At 65.5% G+C, this 17,523-nt stretch carries 15 protein-coding genes; all 15 read right to left on the bottom strand.

Annotated features, from left to right (window positions below):
- Window position 1: 1 nt before the first annotated feature.
- The 15 genes from DK842_RS09595 to gatA all read right to left on the bottom strand — a co-directional run bounded on the left by DK842_RS09595 (window position 2) and on the right by gatA (window position 17,518).
- Complete coding sequence (locus DK842_RS09595; RefSeq protein ID WP_114061267.1) at window positions 2-727, bottom strand: cell division protein FtsQ/DivIB; 726 nt, start codon at window positions 725-727, stop codon at window positions 2-4.
- Window positions 717-1,628: a D-alanine--D-alanine ligase gene (locus DK842_RS09590; RefSeq protein ID WP_114061266.1), complete on the bottom strand. Its 912-nt coding sequence runs from the start codon at window positions 1,626-1,628 to the stop codon at window positions 717-719. The genes DK842_RS09595 and DK842_RS09590 overlap by 11 nt, the downstream gene beginning before the upstream one ends.
- 48 nt (window positions 1,629-1,676) lie before the next feature.
- Window positions 1,677-3,071: a UDP-N-acetylmuramate--L-alanine ligase gene (murC, locus tag DK842_RS09585; RefSeq protein WP_114061265.1), complete on the bottom strand. Its 1,395-nt coding sequence runs from the start codon at window positions 3,069-3,071 to the stop codon at window positions 1,677-1,679.
- A 10-nt stretch (window positions 3,072-3,081) separates the two neighbouring features.
- On the bottom strand, window positions 3,082-4,191 hold the full coding sequence (murG, locus tag DK842_RS09580; RefSeq protein WP_114063691.1) for an undecaprenyldiphospho-muramoylpentapeptide beta-N-acetylglucosaminyltransferase: 1,110 nt from the start codon (window positions 4,189-4,191) through the stop codon (window positions 3,082-3,084).
- 5 nt (window positions 4,192-4,196) lie between these two features.
- The gene (gene ftsW, locus DK842_RS09575) at window positions 4,197-5,354 is read right to left on the bottom strand and encodes a putative lipid II flippase FtsW (protein ID WP_114061264.1); all 1,158 of its coding nucleotides are present in this window, start codon (window positions 5,352-5,354) and stop codon (window positions 4,197-4,199) included.
- A complete protein-coding gene (gene murD, locus DK842_RS09570) occupies window positions 5,351-6,715 on the bottom strand; it encodes a UDP-N-acetylmuramoyl-L-alanine--D-glutamate ligase (RefSeq protein ID WP_114061263.1) in 1,365 nt (454 codons plus the stop codon). The genes ftsW and murD overlap by 4 nt, the downstream gene beginning before the upstream one ends.
- An 11-nt stretch (window positions 6,716-6,726) precedes the next feature.
- The gene (gene mraY / locus DK842_RS09565) at window positions 6,727-7,812 is read right to left on the bottom strand and encodes a phospho-N-acetylmuramoyl-pentapeptide-transferase (protein ID WP_114061262.1); all 1,086 of its coding nucleotides are present in this window, start codon (window positions 7,810-7,812) and stop codon (window positions 6,727-6,729) included.
- Between the two features lies 1 nt (window position 7,813).
- Window positions 7,814-9,175, bottom strand: coding sequence for a UDP-N-acetylmuramoyl-tripeptide--D-alanyl-D-alanine ligase (locus DK842_RS09560; protein WP_114061261.1), 1,362 nt, complete (start codon window positions 9,173-9,175; stop codon window positions 7,814-7,816).
- On the bottom strand, window positions 9,172-10,653 hold the full coding sequence (locus DK842_RS09555) for a UDP-N-acetylmuramoyl-L-alanyl-D-glutamate--2,6-diaminopimelate ligase (protein ID WP_114061260.1): 1,482 nt from the start codon (window positions 10,651-10,653) through the stop codon (window positions 9,172-9,174). The genes DK842_RS09560 and DK842_RS09555 overlap by 4 nt, the downstream gene beginning before the upstream one ends.
- Window positions 10,654-10,657: 4 nt before the next feature.
- Entirely contained in the window at window positions 10,658-12,409 is a 1,752-nt protein-coding gene (locus DK842_RS09550) for a peptidoglycan D,D-transpeptidase FtsI family protein (protein WP_114061259.1), read from the bottom strand.
- Window positions 12,409-12,681, bottom strand: coding sequence for a cell division protein FtsL (gene ftsL / locus DK842_RS09545; protein WP_114061258.1), 273 nt, complete (start codon window positions 12,679-12,681; stop codon window positions 12,409-12,411). Before ftsL ends, DK842_RS09550 begins: the two co-directional genes overlap by 1 nt.
- The gene (rsmH, locus tag DK842_RS09540; RefSeq protein ID WP_114061257.1) at window positions 12,678-13,640 is read right to left on the bottom strand and encodes a 16S rRNA (cytosine(1402)-N(4))-methyltransferase RsmH; all 963 of its coding nucleotides are present in this window, start codon (window positions 13,638-13,640) and stop codon (window positions 12,678-12,680) included. The genes ftsL and rsmH overlap by 4 nt, the downstream gene beginning before the upstream one ends.
- Window positions 13,637-14,083, bottom strand: a complete 447-nt coding sequence (gene mraZ, locus DK842_RS09535) for a division/cell wall cluster transcriptional repressor MraZ (RefSeq protein WP_048403606.1) — start codon at window positions 14,081-14,083, stop codon at window positions 13,637-13,639. The genes rsmH and mraZ overlap by 4 nt, the downstream gene beginning before the upstream one ends.
- Before the next feature lie 401 nt (window positions 14,084-14,484).
- Window positions 14,485-15,912 carry an Asp-tRNA(Asn)/Glu-tRNA(Gln) amidotransferase subunit GatB gene (gene gatB, locus DK842_RS09530; protein WP_114061256.1) on the bottom strand — a complete coding sequence of 476 codons (1,428 nt, stop codon included), beginning with the start codon at window positions 15,910-15,912 and terminating at the stop codon, window positions 14,485-14,487.
- A gap of 154 nt (window positions 15,913-16,066) precedes the next feature.
- Window positions 16,067-17,518, bottom strand: coding sequence for an Asp-tRNA(Asn)/Glu-tRNA(Gln) amidotransferase subunit GatA (gene gatA, locus DK842_RS09525; protein WP_114061255.1), 1,452 nt, complete (start codon window positions 17,516-17,518; stop codon window positions 16,067-16,069).
- Window positions 17,519-17,523: the final 5 nt, after the last annotated feature.

Here is a 17,523-nt window from a genome sequence, read left to right as displayed (position 1 = left end):
ATTACTTGTTTCCCTTGGCCGGCGGCGCCTTGTAATCGGGCATCCGCACGGCGAATCCGTTCGGGTAGCGCAGGTCGACGTATTCGATGTGATACGGCAACCGCGCCAACTCGCTCTTCCAGTAGGTGGCGAAGCGCTCCGCCCTCGCCACCGCGTCATTACGTCCCAGCTCCAACTGCAACTGGTTGTCCAGCACCACTTTCCACGCCCGCCGCGACGACAGCCACAGCTCGCGCGGCGCCAGGCCAGACGGCTGCAGCGCCTGGCGCATTTGCGTCAGCATCGCCGTCATGTCCTTCTCCGCTCCGGCCGGACCATAAAACACCGGCAGCTTGGCGTCGGTGGCGGCGTCGAAACGCTCGCCGCGGGTATTGACCAAGCCGTTCTCACCCCAGCGCGCCAGCGCCGCATGCTCCTCCACGGTGATATCCAGCGCGTCCGGCCAGCGCCGTCTCACCTGCGCATCGCGCACCCACGGCAACTTGCCGAAGGCGGCTCGCGTCTTGTCGATATCCAGCGTGAAGAAGGTGCCGGACAGTTCGTGCTCCGCGATGAATTTCAGCTGTTCGGCCGTCACCCGGTTCATGTCGCCCTGTATCCGTATCTTCTTCACCGGGAACACTGGCGCGTGCGTCAGCCAGAATCCCCCCGCGTACAGCAGCATCAGCGCCGCGGCGCCCAGCATCAGATTGGCCAGGCCCCTGAGCAGCTGATGGTTATCCCACATGCACCGTATCCAATACCTTCAGACACAGGTCTTCGTAAGCGATGCCTTCCGCCCGCGCCGCCATCGGCACCAGGCTATGGCTGGTCATGCCTGGGCTGGTATTCGCTTCCAGCAGATAAATCTCGCCCGCGTCGTCCATCAGGAAGTCCACCCGGCTCCAGCCGCGGCAACCCAATACCTTGAACGCCTTCAAAGCCAGCTCGCGCGCCCGGGCCTCCACTTCCGGCGCGAGGCCGGACGGGCAACGGTAGACCGTGTCGTCGCGGAAATACTTGGCCTGGTAGTCGTAATATTCGGTGGCCGGCTCGATCTTGATCGTCGGGTAGGCCGTCTCGCCGATCACCGCGCAGGTGTATTCGCCGCCGCCGATGAACTGCTCGGCGATCACCACGTCGTCGTACTTGCGCGCCTCTTCAAACGCCGCGCGCAACTCGCCCGGCCGCTTCACCTTGGTCACGCCGATGCTCGAGCCTTCGGTCGACGGCTTGACGAAGATGGGCAGGCCCAGCGCCTTTTCGATCGCATCGAAATCGCTGCTCTCGTCCAGCAGTTCGAAAGCCGGGATCGGCAAGCCCGCGCCCTTCCACAACAGCTTGGTGCGCCACTTGTCCATGGCGATGGCCGAGGCCATCACGCCGCAGCCGGTGTACGGCACGGCCAGCGCTTCCAGCGCGCCCTGCACGGTGCCATCCTCGCCGAAGGGGCCGTGCAGGATGTTGAACACGCAGTCGAAACCTTCTTCCTTCAACGCCGACAACGGCTTTTCCGACGGATCGAACCGATGGGCGTCCACGCCCTTGGACTGCAGCGCCGCCAGCACTCCGGCGCCGCTCATCAGCGACACTTCGCGCTCGGACGAGCTCCCGCCCATCAACACCGCCACTTTGCCGTACTGCTTCATCTATCTGTCCTCAACAAGCCCGCGCCGGCGGCGCGGGCGGAAATTCTGTCAAACCGCCTGCGCCACGACCTTGGCCGGCACCGCGCCGACCGAGCCCGCGCCCATGGTCACCACCACGTCGCCGTCCTGCGCCGCGTCCAGAATGGCCTGCGGCAGGTCGGCGATGGCCTCGACGAACAGCGGCTCTACCTTGCCGCCCACGCGCACCGCGCGCGCCAGCGCCCGGCCGTCTGCCGCCACGATCGGCGCTTCGCCGGCGGCGTACACTTCGCCCAGCAGCAATGCGTCGACGCCGGACAGCACCTTGACGAAGTCTTCGAACAAATCGCGGGTGCGGGTATAGCGATGCGGCTGGAAAGCCAACAACAGCCGGCGGCCCGGGAAGGCGCCGCGCACCGCTGCCAGCGTTGCGGCCATTTCCACTGGATGGTGGCCATAGTCGTCGATCAGGGTAAAGCTGCCGCCGTCCTTGGCTTTCACCTCGCCGTAACGCTGGAAGCGGCGGCCGACGCCGGCGAACTCGGACAAGCCCTGCTGGATGGCTTCGATGCTGGCGCCGCACTCCAGACCGATGGCGATCGCGGACAAGGCGTTGAGCACGTTGTGGCGGCCCGGGAAGTTCAGCACCACCGGGAAACGGGTGATCGCGCCGTTCTTCACCACCACGTCGAAATGCATCTGGCCGGCTGCGGCGCGCACGTTCTCGGCGTAGATGTCGGCCGAATCGTCCAGACCGTAGGTGGTGACCGGCTTGGTCACCCGCTCGCGGATCTCGCGGACATTGGGGTCGTCGACGCACAGCACCGCGCGGCCGTAGAACGGCATCCGCTGCAGAAAATCGACGAAAGCCTGCTTCAGCTTGTCGAAGCTGTGATCGTAGGTGTCCATGTGGTCGGCGTCGATATTGGTCACCACCGCCATCACCGGGGTCAGATGCAGGAAGGACGCGTCCGACTCGTCGGCCTCGGCCACCAGGAATTCGCCCAGGCCCAGCTTGGCGTTGGTCCCGGCCGCGGTCAGCTTGCCGCCGATGACGAAGGTCGGGTCCAGACCGGCCGCGCCCAGCACCGACGCGGTCAGGCTGGTGGTGGTGGTCTTGCCGTGGGTGCCGGCGATGGCGATGCCCTGCTTGAAGCGCATCAGCTCGGCCAGCATCATCGCCCGCGGAATCACCGGGATGCGCTTGTCGCGCGCCGCCAGCACTTCCGGGTTGTCAGCCTTCACCGCGGTGGAAGTCACCACCACGTCGGCGCCTTCCATATAGGTGGCGTCGTGGCCGAAGAACACGCGAACGCCCTCCGCCGCCAGCCGCTTGGTGGTGGCGCCGTCGGCCATGTCGGAACCGGACACGGTGTAGCCCAGACCGTGCAGCACCTCGGCGATGCCGCACATGCCTACACCGCCGATGCCGACGAAATGTATGTGTTTGACCCTGTGTTTCATGTCTGTGTCTCTACTGGGACGCTCTGTCGGCGTCCGTTCTATCCCCGGCCAGCTGCTGGCACAAGTCGGCCACCCGGCCGGCCGCGCCGGAACGGGCCAGCGCGCGCGCGCGCTCGGCTTTTTCCAGCAGTTGGTCTCTGTCCAGCGTCGCCAACAGGCCTGCCAGCCCGTCGGCGTTCAATTCCTTTTGCGGCAGATGCCAGGCGGCGCCTGCGCCGGCCATCCATTCCGCGTTGTCGCGCTGATGGCTGGTGGTGGACACCACCAGCGGCACCAGCATGCTGGGCACGCCGGCCGCGCACAGCTCGCTCACCGTGATCGCGCCTGCGCGGCAGATCACCAGATCGCACTCGGCCAGGCGCTTAGGCATGTCGTCGACGAAGGGCAGCAGCTCCACTGCGCCGGACAGGCCGGCTGCCTGGTAGGCCGCCTCCACCGCGGCGAAGTTGGCCTCGCCGGTCTGGTGCGTCAACTGCGGCCGCTTGTCGGCCGGCAGCTTGGCCATCGCCTGCGGCAACGCCTCATTCAAGACCTTGGCGCCCAGGCTGCCGCCCACCACCAGCACCTTCAGCGGACCGCTGCGGCCGGCGAAACGCTCGGCCGGCGCGGCGATGGACTCGATCTCGCGCCGCACCGGGTTGCCGGTGACCAGCGCCTTGGGCGCTGTCGCCGCGCTGCCGTCAAAGCCGCAGGCCAGCTTCTTGGCGAACGGCAGCAACGCCTTGTTGCTGAGCAGCAGGCTGGCATCGGCGTTGACCAGCACCAGCGGCCTCCACAGCAGGCCGGCCATCACGCCGCCAGGCAGGCAGACATAGCCGCCCATGCCCAGCACCACGTCCGGGCGATGGCGGAAAATCTGCGCCGCGCTGCTGAAGAACGCGCCGGCCAGTTGCAGCGCGCCCTTGACCGAGCCCAGCAGGCCCTTGCCGCGCACGCCGTGGAAATTCAGCCGCTCCAGCGGAATGCCGGACGGCGGCACCAGCTTGTTCTCCATCCCGCGGCGGGTGCCCAGCCACACCACCTGCCAGCCGCGCTGCTGCAATTCCTTGGCCACGGCGAGGCCGGGGACGATGTGTCCACCCGTGCCAGCCGCCATCACCATGACCGTGCGATTCGCCATCTTCATCAAACCTTGTAACCGCGCATGATGCGCCGATTCTCATAGTCAACCCGCAGCAGCACCGCCACCGCGATCAAATTCATCAGCATCGCCGAGCCGCCGAACGACATCAGCGGCAGCGTCAAACCCTTGGTCGGCAGCAGGCCCATGTTCACCCCGATGTTGAAAAACACCTGGATGCCCAGCCAAATGCCGATGCCCTGCGCCACCAGCGCCTGGTAGTAGCGCTCCAGCTTTTTCGACTCCACGCCGATGTGGAAGGCGCGACGCACGATCCAGGCGTACAGCCCCACCACCACGCAGATGCCGGCGAAGCCGAACTCTTCGGCGATCACCGCCATGATGAAGTCGGTGTGCGCTTCCGGCAGGTAAAACAATTTCTCTATGCTGCCGCCCAGCCCCACGCCGAACCACTCGCCGCGGCCGATGGCGATCAGCGAGTGGGACAGCTGGTAGCCCTTGCCGTAGGGATCGTCCCACGGGTCCATGAAGCCCAGCACCCGCTTCAGCCGGTACGGCGAGGAGATGATCAACAGCACGATGGCCACCACCGCCATCGCCGCCAGTCCGGAGAAGATGCGCATATTGATGCCGCCAAGGAACAGCACGCCCATCGCGATGCTCATCACCACCATCAGCGCGCCGAAGTCCGGCTCGCGCAGCAGCAGGAAAGCCACCACCACCATCGCCGCGAACATCGGCGCGAAGCCTTCCTTGATGCTGTGCAACAAGTGGCTCTTGCGCACCGTGTAATCCGCCGCGTACAGCACTGTGGCCAGCTTCATCACCTCGGACGGCTGCAGGTTCAGCACAAACAGGTTGATCCAGCGCCGCGAGCCGTTCACTACCTTGCCGATGCCGGGAATCAGCACCAGCACCAGCATCACCAGCCCGATCAGGAAAATCTTTCCCGAGTACTTTTGCCAGAAAGACGTCGGTATCTGGAACGCCGCGAACGCCGCCGACAATCCGATCACCATGAACACCACGTGGCGGATCAGGTAGAAGTAACGGTTCTGCGTCGCCGCGTCGGCTTCCGCATAGGCGATGGACGCCGAATACACCATCACCAGGCTGATGGACAGCAATAACGCCAGCGCCCAGGCCAAGGCCTCGTCCAAGGGAGTGATCGCCGTATAGCGGCTGGCCGGATTGCGGATCATGCCCGCTCCGCCTTCACCGCGGCGACGGTATCGATGAACACCTGCGCCCGATGCGCATAATTCCGGAACATGTCCAGGCTGGCGCAAGCAGGCGACAGCAGCACCACGTCGCCCGGCTGGGCCATCGCCGCCGCGCGGCGGGTTGCCTCCTCCAGCGTGCCGCAGCGCTCCAGCGTGAGCCCGCTTCCCCCCAGCGCCTGCTCAATCTTGTCCGCGTCGCGGCCGATCAGCAGCGCCGCGCGCGCGATGCGCTGGCACGCCGGCCTCAAGGGCGCGAAATCCTGGCCCTTGCCGTCGCCGCCGGCGATCAGCACCACGGGGCGGGTCATGCCATTCAGCGCCGCCTCAGTGGCGCCGACATTGGTGCCCTTGGAATCATCGATAAACGCGACACCGCCGAATTCGTCTACCAGCTCGACGCGATGCTCGAGTCCGCGGAAGGTTTTCAATCCCTGCAGCAGCGTGTCCAGCGACAGGCCTATCGCTTGGCACAGGCCCAGCCCGGCCATCGCATTGGCGGCGTTGTGCAGGCCTTGCAGCTGCATCTCGGCGCAGTCGAACACTTTCTCGCCCTGCACGCTAAGCCAATAGCGGCCCTCTTCCACGGCCAGCGCGTAATCGGCCTCGCCTTGCAGCGAGAACCACTTCAGCGCATGGCCGGGGCGGACCATGGCGCGCACCAGCGCATCGTCCTTGTTCAATATCTGCGCGCCCGTGCCGTTGAATACCCGGGTCTTGGCGTGCGCGTAGTCCAGCAAATCTGCGTAACGGTCGAGGTGGTCCTCGGAAATATTCAGCACCGTGGCGGCGTCGGCCTGCAGCGTGAATGTCGACTCCAGCTGGAAACTGGACAGCTCCAGCACCCACACATCGGGGCGCTTGCCGCTCTGCTCGCGTTCCAGCTGCGCTTCCAGCACCGCCAGGCCGATGTTGCCGGCGACGACGGTGTCCAGTCCGGCGGCCTCGCACAAATGGCCCACCAGGCTGGTGACCGTGCTCTTACCGTTGGAGCCGGTGATGGCGATCACCTTGCTGCCGTCGCCCCGGATCGCCCGCGCCAGGATTTCGATATCGCCGACCACTTCGCCGCCGGCGCGGCGGAAGTCCGCGATGGCCGGATTGGCCAACGGCACGCCGGGGCTGACCACCAGCAGGTCGGCGCCGGCGAAGGTGGCGTCGTCGAACGCGCCGACAATCACCTCTACGCCCGGCAGATGGCGCTCCAGCTCGGCCAGCCGCTCGGCGGACGGTTTGGCGTCGGCCACGCGCACGCTCGCGCCGTGGGCGGCCAGGTAGCGCGCGGCCGCGAGGCCCGAGCCCCCCAGCCCCACCACCGTCACATGTCGATTGGCGTAATCCATCTCATCCGTCCTCAGCGCAGCTTCAGCGTCGACAGGCCGACCAGCACCAGCATCATGGTGATGATCCAGAAGCGCACCACCACCTGGGTTTCCTTCCAGCCCTTCAGCTCATAGTGGTGATGCAGCGGCGCCATGCGGAACACGCGCTTGCCGGTCAGCTTGAACGAGGTCACCTGTATCATCACCGACAACGCTTCCATCACGAACAGACCGCCCATGAAGAACAGCACGATCTCCTGGCGCACGATCACGGCCACTGCGCCGAGCGCGGCGCCCAGCGCCAGCGCGCCGACGTCGCCCATGAATACCTGGGCCGGATAGGCGTTGAACCACAGGAAGCCGAGACAAGCGCCGCACATCGCCGCGCAGAACACCACCACCTCGTGCGCGCCGGGAATGAAGGGCAAGCCCAGGTATTTGGAGAACACCGCATGGCCGGCGACATAAGCGAAAACCGCCAAGCCGGCCGCCACCAGCACCGTCGGCAGCGCCGCCAGGCCATCCAGTCCATCGGTCAGATTGACGGCGTTGGAGGTGCCGACGATGACGAAATAGGTCAGCACGCAAAAACCCACCGCGCCCAGCGGATACGCGACGGTCTTGAAGAAGGGCACGATCAGCTCGGTGGACGCCGGGAGCTTGGCGGTGGCGATCAGGAACACGCCGGCGCCGATGGCGATGGCCGACTGCCACGCCATCTTGAACTTGGCGGACACGCCTTTGGGGTCCTTGTACACCACCTTGCGCCAGTCGTCGTAGAAGCCCAGCGCGCCGGTGCCCAGCATCACCGCCAGCAGCAGCCACACGTATTTGTTGGACAGGTCAGCCCACAACAGCGTGGTCAGGGTGATCGCCAGCAGGATCAGCGAACCGCCCATGGTCGGCGTGCCGGCCTTGACCAGGTGGGTCTGCGGACCATCGTTGCGCACCGCCTGGCCCACCTTCAACTCGGTCAGTTTGCGGATCACCCAAGGCCCCATCAACAACGAGATGGCCAGCGCGGTCAGCGCCGCCATCACCGCGCGCAGCGTGGTGTAGTTGAAAACATTGAAGGCCCGGATATGCGAGCCCAACAGGTCAGCTAGCCAGAGCAGCACCTTACACTCCTTCTTTCTTTGCTTGCATCAGGTGTTCCACCACCCGTTCCATGCGCATGAAGCGCGACCCCTTGACCAGAACGGCGGTACCCGACGCCAGCCGGCTATCCAGGCACTCCAACAGCTCGTCAATCGAATCAAAACCTTGTCCCGTCTCGCCAAAGGCGGCCACCGCGCGCCGCGAGGCCTCGCCCAGCGCGAAGAGCTGTTCGATGCCGCGCAGGCGCGCGTGTTCCCCGACTTCGGCATGCAGCGCCGGCGCAGCCTCGCCCAGCTCGCCGATATCGCCCATCACGAAGCAGCGCGGACCAGGCAGGCCGGCCAGCACGTCGATGCCGGCCTTCATCGAATCCGGGTTCGCGTTGTAGCTATCGTCGATCACGGTCAGGCCGCGCGGGCTTTGCTTGATCTGCAGACGTCCCTTGGCGCCGCCAAAGGCGGCCAGTCCCTGGGCGATGGCGGTCAGCGGCACGTCCAGCGCCAAGGCGACGGCGGCAGCGGCCAGCGCGTTCCTGACGTTGTGCTCGCCCGGGGCCGGCAGCGAAATCTCCGCTTCACCCGCCGGAGAGCGCAGCGTGAAGCGGCTGCCCAGCGCCGACAGGACCAGGCCGCGCGCACTCACGTCAGCCTGCTCCAGGCCGAAGCTGAGCTGGCGATGGCCGCCTGCGGCCGCGCGGAACAGCGGCAGATTGGCATCGTCGGCGTTGACCACCGCCACGCCGCCGTCGGCCAGGCCTTCGAAAATTTCGGCTTTGGCGCGGGCAACGTCCTCGGTGGAGCCGAAATGGCCGAAGTGGGCGCGCATCGCGTTATTGACCAGCGCCACCTGCGGCCGGGTCAGCCCGGTCAGGTAGCGGAGTTCGCCGTGATGGTTCATGCCCATCTCGATCACCGCGTAGCGATGTTGCGGCTTCAGTTGCAGCAGCGTCAGCGGCAGGCCGATGTCGTTGTTGAAATTGCCGGCGGTGGCCAGCACGGCGTCGTCGCCGGCGTGGGCGCGCAGAATCGCGGCCAGCATTTCCTTGACCGTGGTCTTGCCGTTGGAGCCAGTGACGCCGATACGGACGGCCGGCTGCGTCTCGCGCCAGCCGGCGGCCAGGCGGCCCAGCGCCAGCCGGGTGTCGTCGCCCGCCTGGATCAGGCTGGCGCCGGCCAATTCGAAGCCGTCGCGCACCAGCGCGGCGGCGCCCTTGGCCACCACCTCGGCGACGAAATCATGGGCGTCGAAACGCTCGCCCTTGAGCGCGACAAACAGGTCGCCCGGCTGCGCCTGGCGGCTGTCGGTGATCACGCGCAGCACTTCGCCGTCGGCGCCGATCAGGCGGCCTTGCGCGAAGCGGGCGGCTTGGCTCAGCGTCATCATCGCGGCTTTCCCCACGCGGTCAGCGCTTCTTCCGCCACGCGGAAGTCGGAGAACGGCCGCTTGACGCCGGCGATGTCCTGGTATTCCTCGTGGCCCTTGCCGGCCACCAGCACCACGTCGCCCACCCTGGCCTGGCCCACCGCCCAGTGGATGGCGGCCTCGCGGTCGGCCTCCACGTGCGTCTTGGCGGCATCCATGCCGGAAAGCACATCGCGAATGATGGCCTGCGGGTCCTCGCTGCGCGGGTTGTCGCTGGTCAGCACCGCCACGTCGGCGTGCTTTTCGGCGATGGCGCCCATCATCGGACGCTTGCCGGGATCGCGGTCGCCGCCGCAGCCGAACACGCAGAACAGCCTGCCGCCGGCGGGGCGGATCTCTGACAACGTGGCCAACGCTTTTTCCAGCGCGTCGGGGGTATGGGCGTAATCGATCACCACCAGCGGCTCATGCGCGCCGCCCACGCTCTGCATGCGGCCGCGCGCCGGCTGGATGCGCGCCATCACCGCGGCGGCGTCGCGCAGGCTGACGCCGTTGACGCACAGCGTGGCCAGACAGGCCAGCAGATTGGCGGCGTTGAAGCGGCCGACCAGGCCGGTGCGCACGTCGACCGCGCCCCACGGCGTGGCCACGGTCAGCTGCAGGCCTTCCAGCGTGGCGGCCAGCGCCAGCGGACGCACATCGCCCTGCTCCAGGCCGTAGGTGACCACGCGGGTCTGCTTAGGATCGATCCCGGCGGCCAACTGGCGGCCGAAAGCGTCGTCGGCGTTGATCACCGCGTGTTTCAGGCCTTCCCAGAAGAACAGCTTCTTCTTCGACTCGCCGTAGGCTTCCATCGAACCGTGGTAGTCGAGGTGGTCGCGGGTCAGGTTGGTGAACACCGCGGTGGCGAACTCGACGCCGTTGACGCGGAACTGGTCCAGGCCATGGCTGGACACTTCCATCGTCACCACGTGCGCGCCCTGGCGGCGGTACTCGGCCAGCTTCTGCTGCACCGTCACCGGATCCGGCGTGGTGTGGGTGGTTTCGGTCAATTGGCCATAGAAGCCGTTGCCGACGGTGCCGATCAAGGCCGCTTTCTGGCCCAGCAGCGAGAAAGCCTGCGCCAGCCAATGGGAAATGGAGGTCTTGCCGTTGGTGCCGGTGATGCCGACCACGGTCAGATCGCGCGACGGTTGGCCCAGCACGTGGGCGGCGACGATGCCGGCGCGCTCGCGCAGATTGGGCACCGCCAAATTGGGCGCCTGCCACTCGGCTTTCCAGACAAAGCCGTCGGCGTCGTCCCACAGCACCGCGGCAGCGCCTTTTTCCAGCGCGGCGGGAATGAAATCGCGGCCGTCGACGTACTCGCCCCGGCAGGCGAGAAACACGTCGCCCGGCAGCACGCGGCGGCTGTCGGCCTCTACCCGCTTGATGGGGAGGCCCAGCTGTTGCAACAAGGCCGGATCCCAATCCGGCAACGCAGTCAAACGGCTCTTCATGATCTTAGAAATCCGCCGGAACCGGGGTCGATTCCGGCAATAAAGTGTTGTTGGATGGCTCGTCGGGCGGCACGTTCAACGTCCGCAGCGCGCCGCCGGCCACATTGGCGAACACCGGCGCTGCCACCGCGCCGCCGTAATATTTGCCCGCCGAGGGTTCATCTATCATCACCGCCACGATCACTTTGGGCGCATGGCCCGGCGCGAAGCCCATGAACAGCGCTCGGTGCTTGTTGGCCACGTAGCTGCGGCCCTCCAATTTGCGCGCGGTGCCGCTCTTGGCGCCGATGCTGTAACCGATGATGCGGCCGTTGACCGCGCCCCCGCCCGGCTGGCTGTTGGCGATCAGCAGATCGCGCATTTCATGCGCGGTGCCGGTGTCCAGCACTCGCTTGCCCGGCATCGGATTCGCCGTCCGATACAAAGAGATGGGCAACATCACGCCGTCGTTGGCGAAGATGGTGTAGGCGCGCGCCATCTGGATCAGGCTGACCGACACGCCGTAGCCGAAAGACATGGTGGCCTGCTCGATCGGCCGCCACTTGTGCCAATCCCGCAGGCGGCCGCCGGCCTCGCCGGGAAAGCCGGTTTCAGGCGCGCGGCCAAAGCCCAGCGCGTCGTAATGCTTCCAGAACTCCTCCGGACTGCTCATCAGCGCCAGCTTGCTGGTGCCGACATTGGACGATTTCTGGATGATGCCGAGGATGTCCAGGCTGGCTTGCGGCGACACATCGCGGATGGTGGCCGGCCCTATCATGTAGCTGTGCGTGTCCAGCACCGTTTTCAGGCTGGCCTTGTGATGCTCCAACGCCAGCGAGATCGACAACGGCTTCATGGTGGAGCCAGGCTCGAACAAGTCGATCACGCCGCGGTTGCGCATCATTTCCGGCGTCACGCCGACCCGATTATTGGGGTTGAACGACGGGAAATTAGCCAGCGCCAGCAGCTCGCCGCTGTGCGCGTCCAGCACGACCACGCTGCCGGCCTTCGCCTTGTTCGCCTCCACCGCGGCCTTGATCTCCCTGTAGGCCAGGTACTGGATGCGCTGGTCCACCGCCAGCGCCAGCTTCTGGCCGTCGCGCGGCGGCTCGATGGCGGCCACGTCTTCGATGATGTGGCCGCGCCTATCCTTCAACACCACGCGGCGGCCGTCCTTGCCGGACAGCATCTTCTCGCGCGCCAGCTCGACGCCTTCCTGGCCTTTGCCATCCACACCGGTGAAGCCAATGATGTGGGACATGATTTCACCGGTCGGGTAGAAGCGGCGGAATTCCTGTTGCTTGGCGATGCCTGGCACGCCCAGCGCCATCACCTTCTCCGCCAGCTCCGGGCTGATCTGGCGCTTGATGTAGACGAACTCTTTCTTGCGGTCGGACAGTTTGGCCGACAACTCTTCCGGCGACAGATCGAGCAGGCCGGCCAGTTCGCGCAATTTGGCAGGCGGCACCGGCTCCATGTCGGCGGGACTCGCCCAAATGGTCTGCACCGGCGTGCTGATGGCCAGCGGCTCGCCGTTGCGATCGGTGATCACGCCGCGGTTGGCTTCCAGCGTCAGCGTGCGGCGGAAACGGGCTTCGCCCTGATTCTGCAGGAAGTCCTGCTGCACCACCTGCAGATAGACCGCGCGGGCGATCAGCGCCAGAAACAGCAAGGCCAGCATCAGCAGCACGCAGCGCACCCGCACGCTGGTCATCCGCAACGCCGGGCTGGCCGGCGCGGGACGGGTGCGGACGCTGTAGCTGGAACCGGCGCGCATCACAGCGCCCCCTTGGCCGAGATCACCTGGATCTGGCGCGGATCGGGCGTGTGCATGTCGAGGCGAGTGGACGCAGCCTTCTCTATCACCGCGTGCGCGCCCCAGGTGCTCTGCTCAAGCTGCAGCTGGCCGAACTCGACCTCCAGCTGCTGCGCGGACTTGGTTTCCTTCTGCAAGTCGCTGTAGAGCTTGCGCGACACATGCGTGGACGTGATCACCGACCAGGCGGAGAACACGGCCATCGCCAATAGCGTCGCGTTGAGCTTGTTCATGCGTCGACCTCCCGCCACGGCGCGGCGGTGCGCTCGGCCACGCGCATGATGGCGCTGCGCGCGCGCGGGTTCTCGCGCACTTCCTCGTCGCCGGCGCGAATCGCCTTGCCGACCAGATCGATCGGCGGCTTGGCCATGTCGGCCGCGCGCACCATCGCCCAGGCCGGCAGCTTTTCCTCGCTGCTGACGTCGCGCAGATACTGCTTGACGATGCGGTCCTCCAGCGAGTGGAAGCTGATCACCGCCAAGCGGCCGTTCTCGTTCAAGAGGCGGGCAGCCTGCGGCAATACCGCCTTCAGTTCGTCCAGCTCCCGATTCACAAAGATCCGGATCGCCTGGAAGGTGCGCGTAGCCGGGTCTTGACCCGGTTCCCGAGTACGGACGTTTTGCCCAACGAGCACAGCGAGCTCGCGGGTGGTCGTGATGGGGATTTCCCCCCGTTGCGCAACAATGGCTGCTGCGATCTTGCGAGCAAACCGCTCTTCACCATAAGTCTTGATGACCTCTCTGATATCGGCCTCGTCGGCCGTTGCCAACCACTCGGCGGCGGTGACGCCGCGGGTGGTATCCATACGCATGTCCAGCGGCGCGTCGAAGCGGAAACTGAAACCGCGGCTGCCGTCGTCGATCTGCGGCGACGACACGCCCAGGTCCATCAGCACGCCGTCGACGCCGGCCACGCCCAGGCGGGCGAGTTCGGCGGACAGCGTCTCGAAACCGTTGTGCACGATGTTGAAGCGGGAGTCTTCCGCCGCCAGCCTGTCGGCGACGGCGATGGCCTCCAAGTCCTTGTCGAAAGCGATCAGCCGGCCTGAGGGGCCTAGCTTCGACAGGATCAACCGGCTGTGGCCTCCGCGACCGAAGGTGCAGTCAACGTAGACGCCATCAGGGCGGATGGCGAGGGCGTCGACCGCTTCGGTCAGCAATACCGTGCGGTGCACGAAGGTGGGGGTGCTCACAGCGTGAAATCTCCAAGGTGTTGCGCCAAATCGGCAGGGTCTATGGCCAGCGCGTCAGCGGTCTGGCTGTCCCATTCCTCGGCATTCCACAGTTCGAATCGATTGCCCATGCCTACCAGGGCAACGTCCTTGTCCAGCGCGGTCAGTTCGCGCAGGCGGGCCGGCAGCAGGACGCGGCCGGCGGAATCCATCTCCAGGGTTTCGGCATGGCCGAGCACCAGTCGTTGATAGCGTTTCAGGGTGGGATTGCCGGTGGGAAGAGCCAGCAGACGGGCCTCGACCGGGCGCCAGTTGGGTTCGGGGTACAGCAGCAGGTGGTCCTGGGATTCGAGGGTGACGACCAGCTTGTGCCCAAACGCGGACAGCAGCGTCTCGCGGTGCTTGGCCGGAATAGCCAAGCGCCCCTTGCTATCGAGAGACAAGATGCTGACGCCACCAATCATGATTTGAGAACCCGCTGACCGAGAAAACAGAGCCGTCGCTCTGGGGGAAGAATTTCCCCACTTTCACCCACTTTACCCCACTTTCCGCCACTATAAGAAAGAACCGCCCTACGGTCAACATAGGGTTTTTCTAATTCGCCTTTTGAGACAATGACTTACGGGCGCGCTTCAAAACGGAATCTGAAACAAATCAGAGACTTAAATCCGCCAGTAAAAGTGGGATGTGAACATTGCGAGTCGCAAGGAATGCAACAGGGCGGCAATAATTGCCGATGGAACTGTTTGAACAACAAGCATCTTCAGGAAAAGCAACACATTAACCGCGGCAATTTTTACCCATGTATTTAAAAAACGACATGACGGCCGCTATGGCCGCCATGTCGCCGCTCGCGATCCAGCGATCAGGACAGCTTCTGACGCAGGATGTCCTGCACCTGGGCCGGATTGGCCTTGCCCTTGGACGCTTTCATCACTTGGCCGGCCAGCGCGTTCAGCGCCTTTTCCTTGCCGGCGCGGAATTCCTCCACCGCCTTGGGGTTGGCGGCGATGGCTTCTTCCACCATTTTCTCGATGGCGCCGACGTCGGACACCTGCTTCAAGCCGTCGCGCTCGATGATGTCATCGGCGGACAGATCGCTGTCCCACAAGGCGTCGAATACCTGCTTGGCCAGCTTGCTGGACAGGGTGTTGTCGGCAATGCGCGCGATCAGGCCGGACAGGCGCTCCGCAGAGATCGGGCAGTCGGCGATGTCCTTGCCGTCGCGGTTCAGGCGCGCGGCGATTTCGCCGTTGATCCAGTTGGCGGCCAGCTTGCCCTGGCCGGATGCCTTGGCCGCGGCTTCGAAATACTCCGCCTGCTTGAGGCTGGAAGTCAGCAGCGCCGCGTCGTAGGCGGAGACGCCGTAGCTTTCCACGAAACGGCCCTGCATCGCGCCCGGCAGCTCCGGCATTTCGCCCTGGATGCGGGCGATCTGCTCGTCGGAGATGCGCACCGGGAGCAGGTCCGGGTCCGGAAAGTAACGGTAATCATGCGCGTCTTCCTTGCTGCGCATCATGCGGGTTTCGCCGCTGTCCGGGTCGAACAGCACGGTAGCTTGCTGCACCTTGCCGCCGTCTTCCAGCGTGTCGATCTGCCACTGGATTTCGTACTTGGCGGCCTGCTCCAGGAAGCGGAAGGAGTTGAGGTTCTTGATCTCGCGGCGGGTGCCGAATGCCTTCTGGCCTTCCGGACGCACCGACACGTTGACGTCCATGCGGAAGCTGCCTTCCTGCATATTGCCGTCGCAGATGCCCAGCCAGGTCACCAGCGTGTACAAGGCCTTGACGTAGGCCAGCGCCTCGTCGACCGAACGCATGTCCGGCTCGGACACCACTTCCAAGAGCGGGGTGCCGGCGCGGTTGAGGTCGATGCCGGACAGACCCTGGAAGTCTTCATGCAGGCTCTTGCCGGCATCTTCTTCCATGTGGGCTCGGGTCACGCCGATGACTTTTTCCTGATCGCCGACCAGGATTTTCAGCTGGCCGTGCTCGACGATGGGCAGGTCCATCTGGCTGATCTGGTAGCCTTTGGGGAGATCGGGATAGAAGTAGTTCTTGCGCGCGAACACATTCTTCTGGTTGATCTTGGCGTCCAGCGCCAGGCCCAGGCGAATCGCCTTGTCCACCACGGCGCGGTTCAGCACCGGGAGCACGCCGGGCAGCGCCAGCTCCACGGCCGAAGCCTGGGTGTTCGGTTCCGCGCCGAAGGCGGTGCTGGAGCCGGAGAAAATCTTGGAGGCGGTATTGAGCTGCACGTGCACCTCGATACCGATGACGACTTCCCATTTCATGGTCGGAAAATCCTTTTCATGCCAGGGCGCAGCCGCACCCATGGAAACTTAAATTCTGAGCCCGCGCGAGCGGCGCGAAGACCAGGCGCGCGCAGGCAGCAAACATTCAACACGGCGCGCCCTACGCGGCATTCGCGTCGCGCAGCCGCCGGCATTACAGCGCCGGCGCCTTGGCGTGCCAGTCTGTCGCCTGCTGGAACTGGTGCGCGACGTTCAGCATCTTGGCCTCGGCGAAGTAATTGCCGATGATCTGCAGGCCGATCGGTCGGCCGTTGGCGGCGAAGCCGGCCGGCACGCTCATGCCGGGCAGGCCGGCCAGATTCACCGACAAGGTGTAAATGTCGGACAGGTACATCTGCACCGGATCGCCGGACTTCTCGCCGATATTGAAGGCGGCGGTCGGCGCCACCGGCCCCAGGATCACGTCGCACTGCTGGAACGCGGCCTGGAAATCATTGGCGATCAGGCGGCGGATCTTCTGCGCCTTCAGGTAGTAGGCGTCGTAGTAGCCATGGCTCAGCACATAGCTGCCCACCAGGATGCGGCGCTTGACCTCGTCGCCGAAGCCTTCGGCGCGAGTCTTCTCGTACATTTCCACCAGGTCCTTGTATTCCTTGGCCCGGTGGCCGTAGCGGACGCCGTCGTAGCGGGACAGGTTGGTCGAGGCCTCGGCCGGCGCGATCACGTAATAGGCCGGGATCGACAGCTCGGTGTTCGGCAGCGCGATCTCCACCGCCTCCGCGCCCAGCTTCTTCAGTTCGGCCACGGCATTGTCGACGGCCCGCGCGACATCGGCGTCCAGGCCGGCGGCGAAGTACTCCTTGGGCAAGCCCACCTTCAGGCCAGCCAAGGACTGGTTCAGATCGCGCGCATAATCTTCCTTGGCGCGCTCCAGGCTGGTGGAGTCCCGCTCGTCGAAGCCGGCCATCACGTTCAGCATCAGCGCGCAGTCTTCGGCGGTCTGGGCGATCGGGCCGCCCTGATCCAGCGAAGACGCGTAGGCCACCATGCCGTAGCGCGACACCACGCCGTAGGTCGGCTTGATGCCGGTGACGCCGCAATGGCTGGCCGGCTGGCGGATGGAGCCCCCGGTATCGGTGGCTGTGGCCGCCGGCGCCAGGCGCGCGGCGACCGCGGCGGCCGAGCCGCCCGAGCTGCCGCCCGGGATGGCGCTCAGATCCCACGGGTTCTTCACCGCGCCGTAAAACGAGTTCTCATTGGACGAACCCATCGCGAATTCATCCATATTGGCGCGGCCCAGCGTCACCATGCCGGCGGCGGCGCATTGCTCCACCACATGGGCGCTGTACGGAGAAACGAAGTTGTCCAGCATCCTGGAGCCGCAGCTGGTCTTCCAGCCTTGCTGGCAAAACAGATCCTTGTGCAGCAGCGGCACGCCGGTCAGCGCGTGGGCATTGCCGGCCGCGAGGCGGACGTCGGCGGCCTTCGCCTCGGCCAGCGTCTTCTCGCGGTCAACGGTGACGATGGCGTTGAGCCTCGGGTTCAGCGCTTCGATGCGATCCAGATACTGGCCGGCCAGCTCCACGCTGGAGACTTGCTTGGCCGCCAACTGTTGCGACAATTGCTTGAGGGTGGCTTGTGTCATTTCAA

It is taken from the genome of Chromobacterium phragmitis (assembly GCF_003325475.1).
GTDB lineage: Bacteria > Pseudomonadota > Gammaproteobacteria > Burkholderiales > Chromobacteriaceae > Chromobacterium > Chromobacterium phragmitis.
Note: the sequence above shows the minus strand (reverse complement) of the source record. Positions and strands in the feature narration are given on the sequence as shown.